The sequence below is a fragment of the Ferruginibacter sp. genome (assembly GCF_031391665.1).
Taxonomy (GTDB): Bacteria; Bacteroidota; Bacteroidia; order Chitinophagales; family Chitinophagaceae; genus Ferruginibacter.
The window spans coordinates 26,340-44,056 of the sequence record NZ_JANMUN010000206.1 but is presented as its reverse complement, the minus strand read 5'-3'; the positions used below and the strand labels follow the sequence as shown (position 1 = coordinate 44,056).

Genomic DNA, 17,717 nt, shown 5'->3' with positions numbered 1-17,717 from the left:
AATGCAGGTGGATGAAATAGAAAAGCTGGCTAAAATATTTGTAGCAAATGGTGTAAATAAAATTCGGCTTACCGGTGGCGAACCATTAGTGCGTAAAGATGCTGCAGAAATTATTACGGCCTTATCAAAATTACCCGTTACCCTTACACTTACTACCAACGGTACACGACTGCATGAATTTGTTGATGTGCTGGAGCAGGCCAATGTGCGTTCGCTCAACATTAGCCTAGATACTTTGCAGGCAGAAAAATTTCAATTAGTTACCCGGCGCAACCAGTTTGATGTGGTGATGAAAAACATTGAGTTGCTGTTACACAAAAACTTTCATGTAAAAATAAATGTGGTGGCAATGAAGGGTTTTAATGATAATGAGATAAACGATTTTATTGCATGGACAAAACATACACCGGTACATGTTCGCTTTATTGAGTTTATGCCTTTTAGCGGCAACCGGTGGACGAGTAATAAAGTTTTTACACTTCAGGAAATATTAAATGTAATAGAAAAAAAATATGCTTACATCCGTTTAAAAGATGAAAAGCACGATACTGCAAAAAAATATATGGTGCCCGGCCATGCAGGAACATTTGCTATCATCAGTACCATGAGCGAAAATTTTTGCGGCGATTGTAACCGCATGCGTTTAACCGCCGATGGTAAAATGAAGAATTGTTTATTTTCAAAACAAGAAACCGATCTGTTATCTGCCTTACGAAAAGGAGAAGCGGTATTACCATTGATACAGCAAAGCATCAGCAGCAAAGCAAAAGAATTAGGCGGACAGTTTACGCCGGATTTTGAGCATATACATGCGGAAGATATTAATAACAGGAGTATGATTACGATTGGGGGATAAAACCCCCAAACCCCCTTCCCGAAAAGTCGGGATGTACCAGAAGGGGCTTAACAACACTCTGAATAATTCAAAAATAATTTTTACCGTTACATTTAAATATAGCTTAAGTTTATAGGCATGATATCAGTTGACGAAGCAAAAAAAATAATTGAACAAAATATTGTTGTATTGCATTCAGTACAAATGCAATTGCAAAATGCAGCAGGAAAAATTTTGGCAGAAGATGTGTATTCAACTGTTGACATTCCTGCATTTCCACAATCCTCAATGGATGGTTATGCATTTTTCTTCAGTCAGTGGCAACAGCATAATAAATTAATTATTGAGGGAGAAATTGCTGCAGGCAGTGAGGCAGAAATTTTACTTGCAGAAGGAAAAGCCATCCGCATTTTTACAGGTGCACCAGTGCCACCCGGTGCTGATACTGTTGTAATGCAGGAAAAAGTTACTGTACAAAATTCAACATTAATTATAGAAGATGAAGTAATAAAACAAGGAACAAATGTGCGGCCAAAAGGTTCTGAAATGAAAGCGGGTGAACTGGCTTTAGAAAATGGAACTTTATTATCACCTGCAGCCATTGGATTTTTAGCAGGCATTGGTATTACTGCAATAAAAGTATTTCCAAATCCATTCATCAGTATTATTATTACCGGTAAAGAATTGCAGCAGGCGGGCCAGCCTTTGCAATATGGCCAGGTGTACGAATCAAATTCTTTTACACTTTCATCGGCATTACAACAACTGCAAATTGATGATGTAAAAATATGGAGGGCAGACGATGACCTGAAAATATTAACCGGCATTTTACAACAGGCATTGCAGCAAAGTGATGTAGTGTTGCTCACCGGTGGCATAAGCGCAGGCGATTATGATTTTGTACTGCAGGCTGCAGCAAATTGCGGCGTTACAAAGTTGTTTCATAAAATAAAACAGCGGCCGGGTAAACCATTATTCTTTGGTAAAAAAGAAAATAAAATAATTTTTGGTTTACCGGGCAATCCATCATCGGTACTAACCTGTTTTTATGAATATGTACTTAGTGCATTAGCAATATTAACACGGCAGCAATTAAATTTACAATCTCTTAATGCACCGTTAGAAAAATCATTCAGCAAAACAAATGCACTCACTCATTTTTTAAAAGGATTTTATAATGGCGAAACAGTAAGTATACTTGATGCACAGGAATCTTACCGCCTCAGTTCTTTTGCAAAAGCCAACTGTCTTGTAAAAATAAATGAAGAAGTAACGCAATGTGCAGCAGGAGAAATGGTAGAAGTGCATTCATTACCTGCTTAATTTTTTATGGAAAATATTTATCTGTTTTATGGGTTATTGTTCCTGGTTGCTTTTTTATATGCATCGGTTGGTCATGGAGGTGCCAGTGGTTACCTGGCATTGATGGCCATTTTTAGTTTTACCCCCGATGTAATGAAACCAACAGCGCTGCTATTAAACCTCTTTGTATCACTCACCTCCTTCATTCAGTTTTACCGGGGCAAACATTTTGACTGGAAAATATTTTTACCATTCGCAATTGCTTCTGTACCCATGGCTTTTGTTGGAGGATTAATTTCAATAGATACTTTCGTTTATAAAAAAATATTAGGTTTATTATTAATCATTCCCATCATTCGATTCTTATTTTTTAATACAGTTGCTGCAGATGATTTAAAAAAATCAAATACTGTTTTATCATTGGTAATTGGTGCAGGCATTGGTTTATTATCAGGCATGATTGGCATTGGTGGTGGCATTATTTTAACGCCGGTACTGTTATTATTAAAATGGACAGATATGAAAAAAGCGGCTGGCACCAGTGCCCTGTTCATCTTTGTAAATTCTATTGCAGGTTTGGCAGGCCAGCTTACCAAAGGCATACACTTTAGCACAGATATGTATGCCTTTGTTGCCATTGCTTTTGCTGGCGGTGTTTGTGGAGCTTACTTTGGTTCTTTAAAATTTAATCAAACCATTTTAAAATATATGCTGGCTGTAGTACTCATGCTGGCATCTTATAAATTATTATTTACTACTGCATAAACTGTAAATGAAATGTATTTTTGCGTTACCAATCAATTCGGCAATAAGTAATGAAAATTAACATCATCATATTTGGTCAGCTTAGTGAAGTGCTGGGAGAAAACCTGGTAATCGATAACATTGCGGATACAGAAAGTTTACAACAGGCCCTGCATAAAAAATTTCCGGAGCTGGCGAATTATAAATATGTAATAGCGGTAAATAAAAAACAGGTAACGGTAAATACTGTTTTAAAAGAAGATTATACAGTTGCATTATTACCACCATTTTCCGGCGGATAAAAAATGAATAAAAATATTTTATATGATCGTTATCAGCGCCAGATGATTTTAAAAAACTTTGGTGAAGCCGGGCAGCAAAAATTGTTGCAGGCAAAAGTATTAGTGATTGGTGCCGGTGGTTTGGGTTGCCCGGCCTTACAATATTTAGCAGCAGCCGGTATTGGCACCATTGGTATTGTTGATGATGATGTGGTAGCATTATCTAACCTGCACCGGCAAATTTTATTTACAGTAAATGATATTAGTTTATTCAAAGCAACATGCGCCGCTGCTGTTTTACAAAAAAGTAATCCTGAAATAAATATTATTGATTACGCAGAAAGATTAACCACACAAAACGCATTTTTAATAATTGACAAGTATGATATAATTATTGACGGTACAGATAATTTTGCAAGCCGGTACATGATTAATGATGCCTGTGTGTTATTAAATAAAACATTGGTGTACGGAGCTGTTTCGCAGTACGAAGGACAGGTGGCGGTATTTAACTGCCCTGACAAAAATGCTGTTAACTACCGTGATTTATTTCCTCAACCACCAAAAGAAAATGAAATAATGAATTGTGCAGAAGCTGGTGTGCTGGGAGTTTTGCCGGGTATAATTGGTACCATGCAGGCAAACGAAACTATAAAATTAATAACTGGTATTGGCAAGCCGCTAATCAACCGGTTACTTACGTACAATGCACTAAACAATCAAATATATGAATTGGAATTATCGGCAAATGCTGAAACACGTGCATTGATACCGAAAGATAAAACCGCCTTTGAACAAACCAATTACGATTGGTTATGCAGTGCAACAATTGATCCGCCGGAAATTGATGTTGTTTTTTTTAATAAGTTATTATCATCCGGTGATATAAATATTATTGATGTAAGAGAATTGGATGAGCTGCCGGTTATTAAAGAATTTGATCATCAAAAAATTCCCTTATCACAATTAGCAGAAAATTTTTCTTTATTAAACGCCTCCGCTGTAGTTGCTATTTGCCAATCGGGTAAAAGAAGTTTGCAGGCAGCAAAACAATTAACAGCAGTTTTCGGCACATCAAAAAAAATATACAGTTTGCATGGCGGTATTACAGTATGGAAACAGCAACTTGCAAAACAATTATTATAATGGAAAGAAAGCCAAAAAATATTTTTATTCTGGGGCCAATAGCTGCATCTTTTATTGGAGAGAGTATTGCAAAGCACAGTACTAATACTGCCATTGGTGGACACAGTATTTTTTTAGGGCAGGTAAGAGCCGATATTATTAACGAGATAAAAGTAGCAGCAATTGAATACACAGCATATGAGGAAATGGCTTTGGAGAAAATGCATGAAATAAGAGAGGCCATATTTGCAAAATATCCGCTTACCTGTATCCATGTGTATCACAGCCTGGGCAAAATAGTTGCAGGAGAAATTTGTTTATTTGTATTTACTTCTTCGGCACACCGCAAAGCGGCCATTGATGCCTGTAATGAAACGGTAGAAAGAATAAAAGCAGAATTACCGGTTTGGGGGAAAGAAATATTTTTAGATGAAAGTATTCAATGGAAAACCAATAAATAACATGGTAAACATCACACATAAATCAAACAGCTTACGTGAGGCGATTGCATCTGCAACAGTCACAGTTTCTAAACAGGAAACAATTGATGCTGTAAAAAATAAAACTGTACCCAAAGGCGATGTGTTTGAATTTTCGAGAGCGGCAGGTTTGCTGGCCATAAAAAAAACCAGTGATGTAATTCCCGATTGTCATCCACTACCTGTAGAATTTGCTGCAATCAAACATACTGTTAAGGGCTTAAGCATTATCATCACTGTGGAAGTGCATACCATTTATAAAACCGGTGTAGAAGTAGAAGCCATGCATGGTGCCGCTATAACAGCATTAACCATGTATGATATGCTGAAGCCATTGGATAAAGGCGTGGAGATATCAAACATTAAATTAGAAAATAAAAAAGGAGGCAAAACAGATTTTACCCAGCAGACGGCAAATTTAAAAGCAGTAGTGATTGTTTGCTCCGACAGTGTTTCGAAAAAAGAAAAAGAAGATACCGCAGGAATAAAAGTAGCAGAAAAATTAACTGCACATAAAATTAACGTGATGGCACAGGAAACCATTGCAGATGATTTTGATTTAATCCAGCAAAAAGCAAAACAATATACCGTAAGTGAATGTAACCTGCTGGTATTTGTGGGTGGCACTGGTGTTTCGCCAAGAGATATTACACCTGATGCCATAAAGCCCATGCTTACCCGTGAGATAGATGGCATAATGGAGACAGCCAGAAACTATGGTCAGCAGCGCATGCCTTACGCCATGTTATCAAGAGGTGTTTGCGGATTTATTGATAAAACATTGGTACTTACTTTACCTGGCTCAACCAAAGGTGCTGCCGAAACTATTGATGCCCTCTTTCCTTATATTTTACATGTATTTAAAATTGCGGAAGGAATGCGGCATGATTAGGGGTGGATTTTTTTGCAGAATAAGAGAACTGTAATTTTAAATTAGCCAAGTAAAGGAATTGAAATACAATAGCCTCGAAAAAATTCCAGGTTTTATCTTCCACCACTTGTTGTAAAAAATAGAAATTTTTGGGACGATTCTTCCAATGAAAAAACGGATTTAGAAATAAGTTTTAACAGCAAATTCAAATTGATTTATGAAGATCTTTTTAAAAGGGTTAATATTATTTTGCTCATAGAAAATCAACATTGCTTTTTTATACTCTACTGAATCAATTGTTCTAAAAGAAACAGGACAATAATGATTGCTCATTAAAATTGCATTACCGATTATTCTAGCCGTTCTTTTGTTTCCATCTGCAAATGGCTGAATATAGGAAATCAAAACAAGCGTTAATAAAGCTTTTTCAAATACATTATTGTTATTATTAACAATGCTGCACATATCTTTTAATGCTTCCTTGATTTGAAATTCATTATCAAGAGGCTTGTAGTTTGTACCTGAAATACCTACTCTTCTATTTCTTACATTTTTGGAAATGCCCAATTCTTTAACCAAGATGCTATGTATATCCTCAATACTTGAAACATACAACGTTTTAATGTAGTCTGGATTGGCAACAATAAAATCAATAGCGTCTTTATGGTTGAGTAGCATTGTTGCTTCATCTTTTGTTTTTCCGGCAGCGGTTTCTTTGTCTTTTAATAAACGTTCCGTTTCCAATAATGAATAAGTGTTGCCTTCTATTTGAGATGATTTCCAACTTAAATCAATAGCTAAGCGCTCCAATTCATTCTTGTATTCTGATGGAGTAAGTTTTGAGGAATTGCTGGTATAAACGTTTTGTAACTGGTTTAATTGAGACAATTCTTCTTTTGTAAATAAAGATATCTTACTTAAAATTTCTTTAAGTAATAGATGATTGAAATTATTTTGAATTACTCTTTCGTCAATTTCTTTTTCAAAATACTGGTTTACATCAATAGGTCTTACTATAGCATATTGCGTACTAATTTCATACTTTGTACTTTTTAGTTTACCGGTTGATGATACAAGCTGTTCTGCAATTAATTTTTGTAGAGCTCTTTTTAAGGTTGCAATGCTAATATCAATTCCCAAACCATTAAGTATTTGCTGAGAAGAGGATTTTGGATTGGCTTTAATAAAGTTGATAATTCGTTGGGGGTAATCTGGTTGCTTTTTTGCCATTTTCTAAATTATAGCTCACAAAAATACTAATAATAGCTCATAATTGGTATTTTTTGAGCTGTAAAATAGCCTACTAATGAGCTATAAAACCAATCTGTTTCTATATAGAGCTTCAATAGATTGATTATCCGCATATCTGATAATTATTATTAACCAGATATTGACAGTTACTTTCTTTTGCTTGAAATTTATAACATCATTTACTATTTTTATAAAAGTTCTTTGCATCTGATACTTTTTTGACTCAGCATTTAAAGTGTATTGAGTTACACATTCCACTATTCCCTCGCCATGTGGCAGCTCGGAAATTAAAAAATAACCAGGGTGGATTTAAAATTTGTAAATATAATAGTATGAGTTGTGACACTATTCGTGTGTGTGGGACGATTTTGTCACAGTACCTAAATCATTAAACATGAAAAAGGTTAAGCGCCAAAAAATGCGCAAAAGTATCGGAACTACACAATTAAATTTTAATTGCAAGTTCAACAACGAACAGGTATTTGATGAAGTAACTATCCGGGTAACGTATCGTTCAAATACGAGAACGCATTTACCTAAGCGAAGATGGGCAAAACTATTAAAGCCTTCTTTGTTATTTAAGCACATTGCGGAAGTTATCAAAACCATGTTCTAAACCCTGGTTTTTTATGATTAAAAGTTTACCTAATTTATATTCTTTCTTAGGATTACCCGAAAAAGAGCTCGATACGATTACTTCAAATCTTCAACGCTATTATTCACCTAAAATTAAACCCTAAATAAAGTATGGAGAATTTCAAAGGTATCATTCAGGAAAAATAAAATATAGAAAATTAATAGTACCTGATCATAATTTAAAATGCCGGCAACAACGCATAAGCCAGCTTCTTAATAAAATTGTACTGCCTGATTATATGTTTGGTTCTATCAAAGGGAAAAACAATATTCAAAATGCACAGCAACATTTAACTCATAAATATTTTCTTACAGTTGATCTAAAAAAATATTTTACTAATATTAATCATCATCAGGTGAACAAGGTTTTTAATAAAAACGGTTTTTCGCCATCCGTTTCAAGAATATTAACTCAATTAACTACTTACCAAGGTTCGCTTCCTCAAGGTGTTCCCAGTTCTCCCATAATTGCAAATCTTATTTTTCTCGATACTGGGAATAAATTATATACGCTGGCAAAAGATAATGGCTTGACTTTTACAACATTCCTGGATGACTTGACTTTTTCTTCTAATCAACATTTTAAAAATCTCATCCCACAGATAATTAATATAATTAAGCAGGATAATTTTTATATCGCACATGAAAAAATCCATTACCGAAAGGATTATTGTGAAGTAACAGGAATATTTGTGAAGGGGAGTATTTTAGAGCTGCCATTTTTAATGCAGAAAAAAACTGCATCTAATTATAACCTTAGGGTTTATAAAAATCAGGTTATGAGTTATAATTTAATTAGCTCCTCAATATCCGGATTAAAGTAAAAAAAACTGCCTTACAACAATTGTAAAGCAGTGAGGTTCTATTGCTCCCCCTGCCCGACTTGAACGGGCGACCCTCTGATTAATCCCGTAAAAACGGGACTCTAACCAACTGAGCTAAGGAGCCTATAAGTTGCATTCCGTCTATTATTTTTTCTATCAGTACCCTGCTTTTTTGTTTTTTGATAAACTTTTCAATCGTAATTGCCAGAGATTCTTCATATCCGCATTCAAAAACTGCTTTAAGTATCCATGGCCTGTGCTTACTAGTAAAAGTATTTTTCTCTGAGCCGTTATGCTCAGATAGTCTCTTTAAATAATTATTTGTATAACCAACATAATAAATGTTTGAAGATGGCGAATAAAGAAAATAAATGTAGAACATTTTATAAAAATACAAAAGCCCCGAATTACTTCGAGGCTTTTTGCTCCCCCTGCCCGACTTGAACGGGCGACCCTCTGATTAACAGTCAGATGCTCTAACCAACTGAGCTAAGGAGGAGTATCACCAAAAACTCTATTTCTATCCAACTCTCATTTGATTAATCCCGTAGTTACGGGACTCTAACCAACTGAGCTAAGGAGGAATTTATACTTCCCTTTTAAGGGAGGGCAAAAGTAAGGCTTTTTAGCTTTTGGAAAAAAAATAAAGGCAACTATTTAAGTAAGCCAAAAAGGTTATTTTTTTCCAGGCCCACAAATATGCCTTCCTGTCGCATTTCTACAGGAAAAGTTTTTAAAAAATAGCCTTCGCCACTGGTATTGCGGCCATTACTAAGGCTGTATTTGTAGCGATGTAAAGGGCAAACAATATTCCCGGTGGCATCTATATGTCCGCCAGCCATAATACCCCCGGCGTGCGGACATTTTTGGGTGCAGGCAAATAATTCATTTTGGTGCAGGGCAATACAAATGGTTTTATTACCGGCAGCTATTTCTGCTAATCCATTTGCAGAAAAATTAATTTCTTCAATGCTTGCTGCAATTTTATGCCAGGTGTATTTTTTGTTTGCGTCCATTTAATTTGCCGGTGGTTTTAAAAAGGCTTTATGCCTTCGGCATAAGTTTTCTGCCACGGATTACACGAATTTACACGGATGAAATGCAGTGTGTTTTAATCTGTAGAAATTTGTGTAATCCGTGGCTACTTCTCAATAAAAAAATTCAGCTTTGTAAGGATAACGGATGCGGTAAGTATCTCTTACTGCATTTAAAATAGTTTGCCGCAACAAATCGATATTTGTTTTTTCGATGGCCGATACAAAAACACAATTGCCTTTTGTTTCAGTTTGCCAGCGTTGTTTTAAATCTTTCAGTATTTCTTTTTTTACATCGGCTTCCAGCCATTGGTCAAAGGCTTCTGCTTCGTACTTATCCATTTTATTAAAAATAGTGATGGTGGGTTTTTCTTCTATTTTTAATTCCGCTAAGGTTTTATTTACCACTGTTATTTGTTCTTCGTATTGCGGATGAGAAATATCTACCACATGCAATAACACATCCGCTTCTCTCACTTCATCTAATGTACTTTTAAAACTTTCCACTAAATGATGCGGCAGCTTTCGTATAAAACCAACGGTGTCGCTTAATAAAAAAGGTGTTTGTTCAAACACCACTTTACGGGTAGTAGTATCTAATGTTGCAAATAATTTATTTTCGGCAAACACTTCGCTCTTGCTTAATAAATTCATTAAGGTAGATTTGCCCACATTGGTGTAACCCACCAGTGCTACACGTATAAATTCCCCTCTGTCTTTTCGTTGTGTAAAAGATTGCTTATCAATTTCGGCCAGCCGTTTACGTAACAAACCTATTTTATCTTTTACAATACGCCTGTCTGTTTCAATTTCAGTTTCACCGGGGCCTCTTGTACCAACACCGCCGCCCTGGCGTTCCAAATGTTTCCACATACCTTTAAGGCGGGGTAAAATATATTGGTATTGCGCCAGCTCCACCTGTGTTTTTGCCTGTGCCGTTTTTGCACGGCTGGCAAATATGTCTAAAATTAAATCGCTGCGGTCGATGGTTTTTACGTTCAGTTCTTTTTCTATATTCTGAATTTGTGAACCGGTTAGTTCATCATCAAAAATTACAATATGGATATTACCTTTTAATAAAATAAATTGTTTTATCTCTTCTAATTTTCCTTTACCAACAAATGTTTTACTATCGGGATGAGGAAGTTTTTGTGTAAACCGTTTTATTGTTTGTGCGCCAGCAGTTTCGGCCAGAAAAGTAAGTTCATCCAGATACTCGTTAACCTGTATTTCTGTTTGTTCTTTATAAATAAGACCAACCAAAATGCAGTTTTCTTCTTTTGTAAAAAGTTGTTTTTTTTCTATCAATGTTTTTTATTTTAACTGCAAATTTTATAAATAATGTTAGCTGCCTGCGGCAGATGTTTTTTGCCACTGAGGCACGGAAGCACAGAAAGTAAATTCTGCTATTACAAGCAAAAATATAATGTGTATTTATAGTATTTTTCTGTGCTTCTGAGCCTCTGTGGCAATCCTGTACAAAAGTAAAGCGTTCCGGCAGTACCGGAACGCTTTTTATTTTATCAATACAGTAAATTAATTTTTTAAAGCCGTGTTAGATGCTGCTGTCCATTTTTTCATTTCGGGGCAACTTTTAAATTCATCATCCACCATTATAAAATATGTAGGTATTTTTTTAATAAACCAGGCGTCTAATGCGTCATTCTTTTTTTCTTCAAGCGCCCTTTGCGAAATACGGTTATAATCGTCTTTCAAATTTTCACGGTGTGGTTCTGTTTTAGTTTTTAAATACACAATACGTACTCCTCTCTTACCTGTTTGGTCTGCATATTCTACAGGTTGAGAGTATTGACCAATTTTTAAATCTTTCAGCATCACCACCATATCTTTATCCAGCTGATCAATAGTTAAAAAACTTCCATCCCTGCCCTGCAGCATACCTGCGGTAAATTTACTTTCTTCATCGTTGCTGTATTTATTAACTGCTTCGCCAAACTGAATATTTCCTGTAATTAATTTTGCTCTTACAGAATCTAATCTTTCCATGGCTTCTTTAATTTCTATTTTTGTAACCTGTGGTATTTTAAGTATATGCCTTACTGTGGCATCGTCGCCGGAGCGGCTTACCAGTTGCAGTATGTGATATCCAAAACGTGTTTTAAAAGGAGTTGATATCTGGCCTTCTTTTAAAGTAAATGCCTTGTTTAACCAGGTTTGATCGTAAGATTTTTGGCTCCGGTTAACTTCGTACTGGCCGCATTTATCTTTACTCCCCGGATCGTCGGTATTATTATTTGCAACTGTACAAAAATCTTTTTTACCTGTTTCTATTTGTTCTTTAAATTCTTTTAATTGCTGTACGGCATATTCCTCTGCATCACGGCTGGCTTTAGGAAAAATAACAATTTGGCCAATTTCTACTTCACTTTCGTATAAAAACAAACTGTCGGAGGGTATTTTATTAAAATATTCCTGCACTTCTTTTGGTGTAATACGAATATCTCCCACCACTTTATTACGCATGGCCTGCGATAATTTTTGATCCCTTATCCCTTCTTTAAAATCTTCTTTTAACTGGTACACCGATTTACCGGCTATTTTTTCCAGCTCGTCTTTTGAACCAAACTGGCTTATATAATTACGGATACGGTTATCGATATCCACTTCTATTTCTTCCTCAGTTACTGGCAGCGAATCTTTTTCGGCCTGCAGCACTAAAGCTTTAATACCCATAGCCTGCTCCAGTGTTAAACACTTTGCATTTTCTGGTATTTCAATTCCCTGGCGCTGCATATCGGAAAGGCTGTTGTCGATATCGCTTTTTAAAACAATTTTATCGCCAACTACTGCAATAATTTTATCGGCCACCACTCTTTTGGTTTGTGATGGTACCGGCGGTTGCGCTGTAACTGCAAATGCAAAAAAGAATATTGCAATAAAAAATAGGAAATGTTTTTTCATTTAAAATTATTTTTAGTAACCGCACCTGCTGAATAATGATATACAGTACAAGAGTGCGACGCCAATGAAGCTAAATAGTATTGATAAAGCCGGGTTCAAAAAAATATTTAAGTAAAAATAAAACGAAGTTTTACTTTTTGCTTTTATTAAAACCCAATTAACAAAATATTACAGGGTTCTCTTTACTTCCACTTCTTCAAATGCCTCTACTATATCGCCTGTTTTAATATCATTGTAATTTTTTATAGTTAATCCGCACTCCATACTGCTGGTTACTTCTTTTGCATCGTCTCTAAAGCGTTTTAAACTTTGCAGCTCTCCGGTAAATATTACAATACCATCACGTACCAAACGTATACGGTTGTTACGGGCAATTTTTCCATCCAGAACAAAACATCCTGCCACGGTAGCTTTATCAAACTTATAGGTTTCTCTTATTTCTACATTACCCAGTATTTTTTCTTCTACACCAGGCTCAAGCATACCTTCCATGGCACTCTTAATTTCTTCAATGGCGTTATAAATAATGGAGTACAGTTTAATTTGAATGGCTTCGTTTTCGGCAAGTCTTGCGGCCTGTATTGAAGGACGAACATTAAAACCAATAATGATTGCATCGGACGCATTGGCTAAGGTTACATCACTTTCGCTGATGGCACCTACCGCTTTATGTATTACACGAATTACAATTTCTTCGGTACTTAATTTTTGTAAACTATCGCTTAATGCTTCTACCGATCCATCCACATCACCTTTAATAATTACGTTCAATTCTTTAAAGTTGCCTAATGCCAAACGTCGTCCAATTTCATCGAGTGTAATATGTTTTTTAGCTCTCATGCCCTGCTCACGTAAAATTTGTCCACGTTTGTAGGCAGTTTCCCTTGCTTCTGCTTCGTTGGCAAAAACTTTAAAAGTCTCACCAGCCTGTGGTGCCCCATTTAATCCTAAAATTAATACGGGTGTTGATGGTGGTGCAGTTTCGCTGCGTTGGTTACGTTCGTTGTACATGGCTTTTACTTTACCAAAGTTTTGGCCCGATACAATCATATCGCCTTGTTTTAGTGTACCATTTTGTACAAGAATTGTTGCCACATAACCACGGCCTTTATCTAATGAGGCTTCTATAACTGTTCCGTTAGCAACTTTCACCGGATTTGCTTTTAGTTCTAAAATATCTGTTTCCAGCAATATTTTTTCAAGTAACAAATCAATATTCAGACCTTGTCTTGCACTTATTTCCTGGCTTTGAAATTTACCACCCCAGCTTTCTACCAATATATTCATTACCGAAAGCTGTTCTTTAATTTTTTCGGGGTTGGCACCGTCTTTATCAATTTTATTTATGGCAAATATCATAGGCACGTTTGCGGCCTGTGCATGTGAGATAGCTTCTTTAGTTTGTGGCATTACTGCATCATCAGCAGCTACTACAATTACGGCAATATCTGTAACTTTTGCACCACGTGCCCTCATGGCGGTAAATGCCTCGTGACCCGGTGTATCCAGGAAAGTGATATGGCGGCCATTGGCCAGCGTTACTTCATAAGCTCCAATATGCTGTGTAATACCTCCAGCCTCGCCGGCAATTACATTGGTATTTCTTATATAATCCAGCAACGAAGTTTTACCATGATCTACGTGGCCCATGATGGTTACAATAGGTGCCCGTGGTTTTAAATCTTCTTCGTTATCTTCTTCATCATCTGCTTCCAGTTCGGCAGCATCATCCACACCAATAAATTCTACATCGTATCCAAATTCACTTGCTACCAGTTCTATAACGTCGGCTTCTAAACGCTGATTGATAGATACCATTATACCCAAACTCATACACTTGCTGATAACATCGGCAAAACTTACATCCATTAAATTGGCAAGTTCACTTACCGAAATAAATTCTGTTACCTGTAATTTGTTAGTTTCATCAGGTGATCCGGTTTGTTCTGCCTGTTCGTCTCTTTTTGCTTTACGGTATTTTGCTTTTAAACTTTTTCCCCTGCCGCCTGCGCCTGCAAGTTTGGCCTGTGTTTCTCTTAATTTATCCTGAATTTCTTTTGCATCAATTACTTTATCTTCTCTGCGGCCGCCTTGTGCTGCGCCGGTATTTCCGCCACGGTTAAATCTTCCGCCGCCGGTATTATTATTTGTACCGCTGCCCTGTTGTGGTGGTCTTCTGTTTTGCGTATTTTGCCCGGTACCGCCGCCTTGTTGCTGGCCCGGTCCGCCTTGTGGACGTTGTTGCTGGCCGCCGCCCTGTTGCGGACGCTGTTGTTGATTACCTCCACCGCCTTGTTGTGGCTGGCCGCCTTTTTTCTCCATAGGAATGCGCTTACGTTTGCGCTTATCCTCACTTTCTCTTTTTGGCCTGGTATCATTATCAACCGGCAAATCAATCTTTCCTAAAATTTTAGGGCCGGTTAATTTATCTGCCTGTATATTTTCAATTACTGGTGGAAGATTTTCCTGTGGCTCTTCTGCAACTGGTGGTTGTACTGGTGCAACTGGTACTTCTTTTTTAGCTTCCGGCTTTACTTCTTCTGTTGCAGGCTTCTTTACTTTTTTAGTTTCTTTAGATTTTTCTTCTTCAACTTGTGGAGCTTCAGTTTCAACTTCTTTTTTCTTTGTTGATTTTTTAGGCCTTGTAGAAGAGTCTATTGCATCCAGGTCTATTTTATCGAGTACTTTAGGCGATTCTATTTCGGGTGCATCAATTTTTGTTACTTCTGGTTTTGCAGTTTCTGCTTTTACCGGTTCTGTCTTTTTTTCTACCGGCTTTTCAACTTCTGCAGGTTTTACAAGTTCAACAGGTTTTTCTTCTTTAGGTTTTGCCGCTTCTTTTTTCTTTATTGACAGATCTTCCTCGTCTTTTTTCTTTTTAAGTTCTGCCGAGCCTTTGGATAATTCTACCTGTTCTGCTTTTTGCTTTGCTGCCTTATCCTGCTGAAACTCCGACTGCAACACACGGTACATCGATTCCGTTAGTTTTGAAGTAGGTTTCAACTCATCATTACTAAACCCTTTGGACACAAGAAAATCTACCAGGGTAGAAGTACCTATGTTAAATTCTTTGGCCGCAGCCATCAACCTTGGTGTATTTACTTCTGACATTCGTTTGTTTTAATCTGCTTTTTTCTTTTAATTAATCATAGGACATAGTTTTTATTTGTCATTAAGACATTGGCTGCTGAGTTTGCACTCCACTATTTTTATTGCCAACGCATTGTAACGTGCCCTGCCTGTTATTCTTTACTAAATTCTTCCTTCAATATTCTTCTTACATCTTCAATAGTCTCTTTTTCTAAATCGGTTCTTCTTTCTAATTCTTCGGCGCTAAGGTCTAATACTGAACGTCCGGTATCGCAACCAACTTTTTTCAAAGCTTCAATTACCCATGGTTCAATTTCATCTGTAAATTCATCCAAATCAATATCAAACTCTTCTACTTCGCCTTCGTTATCACGGAACACATCAATTTCAAAACCTGTTAATTCGCAGGCCAATTTTATATTTACACCTCTTCTGCCTATTGCTAACGAAACCTGGTCTGGTTTTAAATACACATTGGCATGTTTAGTTTCCATATCAATATCCATGCTGGTAATTTTAGCAGGAGTTAAAGAACGCTGAATTAATAACTGCGTATTAGCCGTCCAGTTAATTACATCAATATTTTCATTCTTTAATTCTCTTACAATACCATGGATACGGCTTCCTTTCATACCCACACATGCACCTACCGGATCAATCCTGTCATCATAACTTTCAACCGCCACTTTTGCTCTTTCCCCGGGATCTCTTACTATTTTTTTAACAACAATCAGGCCGTCAAAAATTTCCGGCACTTCAATCTCCAGTAATTTTTCTAAAAAGGAAGGGCTTGTTCTTGATATAATAATTACCGCCTGGTTATTTTTTAATTCTACTTTTCTTACAACACCTCTTACAGTTTCGCCTTTTTTAAAATAATCGGTTGGTATTTGCTCAGATTTTGGTAATAACATTTCGTTACCTTCTTCATCCAGCAGCAACACTTCTTTTTTCCAAACCTGGTACACTTCACCACTTACAATATCACCTACACGGTCTTCGTATTTTTTAATAAGAATGTTCTTTTTTAAATCGTTGATACGTGCTGCTAAGGTTTGCTTGCCTGCTAAAATTGCACGGCGTCCAAATTCTTTTTGTATATCTACCTCTTCATACAACTCTTCTCCCACCTGGTAATCGGGCTCTATTTTAATGGCATCTTTATACTCAATTTCGGTAAGGGTGTTATAAAGATCATCATCGTCAACAATGGTACGGCGACGGAAAATTTCCAAATCACCTTTTTGATCGTTTACAATAACATCGAAACATTCATCGCTGCCATACTTTTTTCTGATGAGTGTTTTAAACACATCTTCCATCACTTTCATCAACGTAGGACGATCAATATTTTCTGCTTCTTTAAACTCCTGGAATGAGTCGATTAAGTTAATACTTGCCATAATCCTCGCCAGCTCAATATCCCAGCCGGTATGGGGGTTTTGTTATGTAATTAAAATTTTATCAGCACTTTAGTTTGTTTTATATCAGCAAAGCTGATAATTGTATTTAGTGTTATTGCTTTTTTCCCTTTGCCTTCTGTTTGTTCTATAGTTATTGAATCGTCGGTTACTTCTTTTAACAGCCCTTCTTTTTTTTCTTCGCTATTAGTAGTTACTTCTACACTTCTTCCAATATTTTTTTTATACTGCCGTAATAATTTCAGCGGCTCATCAATACCGGGGCTTGATACTTCCAGAGAAAAATCCCCTTCGGGATACATGCCCATTTCTTCCATTATTTTATACAATGCCCGGTTTATTTTTATACATTTTTCAATACCCAGGCCACCATCAGCATCTAAATAAATTTTATAATTATTGATGGGTTTTACTTTAACTGATACCAGAAAAATATCATCCACCAGTAATGGTGCAATCAGTTTTTCAATGGTTTGTATTTGTGTTTGCTCAATCATAGTAAAAGAAGAAGGGAACGATTCCCGTTCCCTTCATTTGCTTCATTGTCCGCTGCAAATATATGCAAATGCCGTATAACTGCCAAAATGATAGTATTAAATTATCATTTTTAACCGGGTATAAAATTTAACAGGCAAGCATTGCGGGGTTTTATAACTTTGTGCTATGTTAAAAGTATTATTTGAGCTGTTTCTGTTATACATGCTCTACAAACTTATATTTGACTTTATTATTCCTATTTACAACACCACCAAACAGGTGAAGCAAAAGGTGAATGAAATGCAGCGCAATGTTAATGAGCAGATGAACCGCCAGGAACGCAACGAATTTAATGCCACTACAAAAGAACCTGCTTCTAAACCCAAGGGCGATGATTATATTGAATTTGAGGAAGTAAAATAGTG

17 protein-coding genes and 1 tRNA gene are annotated in these 17,717 nt (G+C 36.4%); 9 read left to right on the top strand and 9 right to left on the bottom strand.

Going from position 1 to position 17,717, the window contains the following annotated elements:
• Position 1: 1 nt before the first annotated feature.
• The 7 genes from ACY651_RS15280 (at position 2) to moaCB (ending at position 5,658) form a co-directional block, all read left to right on the top strand.
• Entirely contained in the window at positions 2–856 is an 855-nt protein-coding gene (locus ACY651_RS15280; RefSeq protein WP_462254279.1) for a GTP 3',8-cyclase MoaA, read from the top strand.
• Between the two features lie 117 nt (positions 857–973).
• Positions 974–2,158 (top strand): molybdopterin molybdotransferase MoeA, encoded by a 1,185-nt coding sequence (locus tag ACY651_RS15275; protein ID WP_462254277.1) that lies wholly within the window; start codon positions 974–976, stop codon positions 2,156–2,158.
• Positions 2,159–2,164: 6 nt separating this feature from the next.
• Positions 2,165–2,902: a sulfite exporter TauE/SafE family protein gene (locus tag ACY651_RS15270; protein WP_462254275.1), complete on the top strand. Its 738-nt coding sequence runs from the start codon at positions 2,165–2,167 to the stop codon at positions 2,900–2,902.
• Between the two features lie 50 nt (positions 2,903–2,952).
• Positions 2,953–3,183, top strand: coding sequence for a MoaD/ThiS family protein (locus ACY651_RS15265; protein ID WP_462254273.1), 231 nt, complete (start codon positions 2,953–2,955; stop codon positions 3,181–3,183).
• A 3-nt stretch (positions 3,184–3,186) separates the two neighbouring features.
• Entirely contained in the window at positions 3,187–4,308 is a 1,122-nt protein-coding gene (moeB, locus tag ACY651_RS15260) for a molybdopterin-synthase adenylyltransferase MoeB (protein ID WP_462254271.1), read from the top strand.
• Entirely contained in the window at positions 4,308–4,748 is a 441-nt protein-coding gene (locus ACY651_RS15255; RefSeq protein WP_462254269.1) for a molybdenum cofactor biosynthesis protein MoaE, read from the top strand. The genes moeB and ACY651_RS15255 overlap by 1 nt, the downstream gene beginning before the upstream one ends.
• Complete coding sequence (gene moaCB / locus ACY651_RS15250; RefSeq protein ID WP_462254267.1) at positions 4,717–5,658, top strand: bifunctional molybdenum cofactor biosynthesis protein MoaC/MoaB; 942 nt, start codon at positions 4,717–4,719, stop codon at positions 5,656–5,658. The genes ACY651_RS15255 and moaCB overlap by 32 nt, the downstream gene beginning before the upstream one ends.
• Before the next feature lie 159 nt (positions 5,659–5,817).
• On the opposite strand, the gene ACY651_RS15245 is transcribed toward moaCB, so the two are convergent.
• Positions 5,818–6,867, bottom strand: coding sequence for a Fic family protein (locus ACY651_RS15245; RefSeq protein ID WP_462254265.1), 1,050 nt, complete (start codon positions 6,865–6,867; stop codon positions 5,818–5,820).
• Between the two features lie 761 nt (positions 6,868–7,628).
• Between ACY651_RS15245 and ACY651_RS15240 the strand changes: the two genes are divergently transcribed.
• Positions 7,629–8,348, top strand: a complete 720-nt coding sequence (locus ACY651_RS15240) for a reverse transcriptase family protein (protein ID WP_462254281.1) — start codon at positions 7,629–7,631, stop codon at positions 8,346–8,348.
• A gap of 79 nt (positions 8,349–8,427) precedes the next feature.
• On the opposite strand, the gene ACY651_RS15235 is transcribed toward ACY651_RS15240, so the two are convergent.
• The 8 genes from ACY651_RS15235 to ACY651_RS15200 form a co-directional block, all read right to left on the bottom strand.
• Positions 8,428–8,730 (bottom strand): GIY-YIG nuclease family protein, encoded by a 303-nt coding sequence (locus ACY651_RS15235; RefSeq protein ID WP_462254263.1) that lies wholly within the window; start codon positions 8,728–8,730, stop codon positions 8,428–8,430.
• 43 nt (positions 8,731–8,773) lie between these two features.
• Positions 8,774–8,847: transfer RNA gene (locus ACY651_RS15230), tRNA-Asn, on the bottom strand.
• 154 nt (positions 8,848–9,001) lie between these two features.
• The gene (locus ACY651_RS15225) at positions 9,002–9,364 is read right to left on the bottom strand and encodes a Rieske (2Fe-2S) protein (RefSeq protein ID WP_462254261.1); all 363 of its coding nucleotides are present in this window, start codon (positions 9,362–9,364) and stop codon (positions 9,002–9,004) included.
• A gap of 132 nt (positions 9,365–9,496) precedes the next feature.
• Positions 9,497–10,690, bottom strand: coding sequence for a GTPase HflX (gene hflX / locus ACY651_RS15220; RefSeq protein WP_462254259.1), 1,194 nt, complete (start codon positions 10,688–10,690; stop codon positions 9,497–9,499).
• Positions 10,691–10,918: 228 nt separating this feature from the next.
• Positions 10,919–12,304, bottom strand: a complete 1,386-nt coding sequence (locus ACY651_RS15215) for a peptidylprolyl isomerase (RefSeq protein ID WP_462254257.1) — start codon at positions 12,302–12,304, stop codon at positions 10,919–10,921.
• Between the two features lie 168 nt (positions 12,305–12,472).
• Positions 12,473–15,415 (bottom strand): translation initiation factor IF-2, encoded by a 2,943-nt coding sequence (gene infB / locus ACY651_RS15210; protein WP_462254255.1) that lies wholly within the window; start codon positions 15,413–15,415, stop codon positions 12,473–12,475.
• A gap of 131 nt (positions 15,416–15,546) precedes the next feature.
• Positions 15,547–16,797 (bottom strand): transcription termination factor NusA, encoded by a 1,251-nt coding sequence (nusA, locus tag ACY651_RS15205; protein ID WP_462254253.1) that lies wholly within the window; start codon positions 16,795–16,797, stop codon positions 15,547–15,549.
• A gap of 50 nt (positions 16,798–16,847) precedes the next feature.
• Positions 16,848–17,312 (bottom strand): ribosome maturation factor, encoded by a 465-nt coding sequence (locus tag ACY651_RS15200; protein WP_462254251.1) that lies wholly within the window; start codon positions 17,310–17,312, stop codon positions 16,848–16,850.
• Between the two features lie 166 nt (positions 17,313–17,478).
• Between ACY651_RS15200 and ACY651_RS15195 the strand changes: the two genes are divergently transcribed.
• Entirely contained in the window at positions 17,479–17,715 is a 237-nt protein-coding gene (locus ACY651_RS15195; RefSeq protein WP_462254249.1) for a hypothetical protein, read from the top strand.
• Positions 17,716–17,717: the final 2 nt, after the last annotated feature.